This window comes from Psychrobacter sp. Ps6, from assembly GCF_022129235.1.
Lineage (GTDB): Bacteria > Pseudomonadota > Gammaproteobacteria > Pseudomonadales > Moraxellaceae > Psychrobacter.
In genome coordinates, this window is sequence record NZ_JADQAI010000052.1 from 1 (window position 1) to 2,774 (window position 2,774).

Consider the following 2,774-nt stretch of genomic DNA (forward strand, 5'->3'; position numbering starts at 1 on the left):
TGCCATTATGATCATTACAGATAGCATTAATTTGATAAGTAGTACTATCAAGAAAAAGTCCTTCCATGCCTGTAACAGCATCTTCATCATTACCACTCGCAATACCTGATGTATCATTACTATCATCATCAAGTGCCGTATTGGGAAAATCTTCTATACCATCAGAAAAACCATCACTATCAGCATCAGGAGCCGTGTTACCAAGATATATTGTGTAACGGTTTCCGCCCAAACCGTGCTCAGCCCCGCCACTGCTTGCCAGAGTTTGATAAGAATCAGGGGCATCACCAAAATCACTTTCTTGACTAAATGTAATGACGTGATCTTCAATTTCACCATTTACTACTGAGCCTGCACTTCGCTCATCCCAATTTGTTGCAGTATCATCAAAAGGCAGAACACTATCGGTAATTCTTAATCGTAAATACGTTGTCCCCTCTTGCACATTATCAATATCAATCCAGCGCAACAGAGCTGAACCCGGATTACTCGGATCGGTATCAATGCATTCTCTTGAGGTAAATTCAGACTCTTCAAACCGATTATTTTGGTTAAAATCAATCCAGCCATAAACAGTAGCACCAAGATCAACCCCGGTATCGTTATCATTACAAGGAATCGTTAGGGTAAAAATATTTTTTGCCGAATCAAAAATAACACCTGAAACAGCATCTTCATCATTGCCTACTGATAATATTGAGGTATCTGTTATATCATCTAAGTCTGCACTAACGCCCTGATTCAAACCTAAGTCACTATCAGGGGCAATAGAGCCAAGATAAATGCTTGGAGTAGAAGCATTACTATGAGATGCACCATCAGAGGATAGTAAAGTATGGTAAGTATTGTCTGAACCGTCATCAGGAGCATCACCAAAGTCAATTTGACGGATATCAAATAGATAGTCTTCAACTTCGCCATCACTTGCCGTACCCGTTGGCGTTGCACAATCTCCAGTAGAACAAGTTCGTAAACGTAAATATGTTGTAGAGGTCGTTGTCGGCGTAATAAAACCACTGAAGGTCAGGTTAGCTATACCATCATTTGAGGATCCGCTTCCATCGTTGGTATCAATACAGTCAGCTTGAGCATTGGTTTCAAATATTCCATCCTGATCAAAATCAATCCAGCCATAAACCGTCGCACCTAAATCCCCCCCACTTGAGCTATCAAAATCATTACAAAGTACAGCTAAGTCATAACTCGTTGCACCAACAACAGTCCAAGGATCAGAAGAAAGCCCATCTTCATCTGCCATATTATCCAGATCATCTGCATCTGCATTTGCATTTTGCAATGAGCCAGAATCATAATCAGGTTGCTGTGATCCCAAGAAAACAATGTCTATGAAAGTATCTAAATGCTTGGCCCCATTATCATTTGCTCGGGTATTGTAATTATTAATGCTGGTTCCTGATGATGGATCTGGGGCATCTCCAAAGTCGGCAAATTCAATAAAATGATCTTCAACTTCGCCCCAACTCACACTCCCTGTTGGAAATGGATTGGTAATAAAAGAGGACTGATTAGTGATACGAAGACGAATAAAAGTATTAATCTCTGTTGCTATAATGTTATCCCACCAAATAACATAGACATCACCATTCGTACCAGAAGGAACATTAGCCATTCCCGGCATAAGCTGAGATCGCTCAGTCGGATTATCAAAAACACCGTTATTATTCCAATCCAACCATCCAGCTAACATAGCTCCTGAACCAGAAACATTGCGTGCAGGAACTTCAATACAATAGGTATTTTCATCCATTGTGACTGTAGATAACGCCACGATACCTGTCGTTGTATCTTGAACGAGTCCAGAACACGTTGTCCCTAATTCCCAAGGCGTAATGACAACACCAGTCCCCTCATCATTAGTACCCGAATTATCGTCACCGGTTGCAGTACTATTACTTAAGTTACTGTTTTCATAATCAATATCAACATTACCAATACGCATTGTTTTTGTCGTACTAGTATAAGTATGCCCAGCTAAGCCATAACTACTCGGCGCATCACCATGGTCGTCACAATAAACAGAAATCGTATTAGATGAGGTATTACCGCCAATGTTATAGGCACTGATGGTATAATTCACAATGGTTTGAGTTGGTCCCGATAACCAAATATTCATTCCAGCGTTGATATGCCCAGCTTGGATCTGTCCCCAAATTCGATTCCCAGACCAATTTAAAGATTGGAATCCACAACTACCACAAACATCACCAACCACATTTGTCAAAGAGACTCCAGGTGGTAAATTAAGGTTAAAATCAAAGTCTTTGTCTATATTGCCATTACCATCAGACCAATCAACAACCCAGATACTTCCTGTCATCTGTTGTCCACATTGGTTAGCATTAATACCGATACCTTGGATATTGGCTTCACCCCAAGCAAATGATGAAAATAATAACGTAAATAGAAATATGACCTTTTTTAGTCTATTGATGATAAGCATAAAAACTCCCTATAACCGAGGCAGTCTTTAGAATTTTATTACCATAAAAAAAAGACTACTTTAAAAATAAAGCAATCTTTATTCCAAGGCACACAAGAAATTGATTTATAACGTTATTATATATTTACCACCGTATAGATCTTTATATTTAAATAACAAAAAAGTCATCACGATTCTCATTGTGATGACTTTTTATATCTGGATTTTAATTATTACTTAATAATAATTTGATAAACAACGGTTCCCTGCTCTCCGACTAATAAACTCCCCGTCATATCCCAACGCACTTCCCCCTCATAACCTACTGCATTGG

At 39.0% G+C, this 2,774-nt stretch carries 1 protein-coding gene; it reads right to left on the minus strand.

The genetic code is table 11. The features are described from left to right. Window positions 1–2,461 (minus strand): GEVED domain-containing protein (locus tag I3255_RS13590; RefSeq protein ID WP_238039282.1); only part of this gene is annotated, 2,461 nt, incomplete at its 3' end. Window positions 2,462–2,774: the final 313 nt, after the last annotated feature.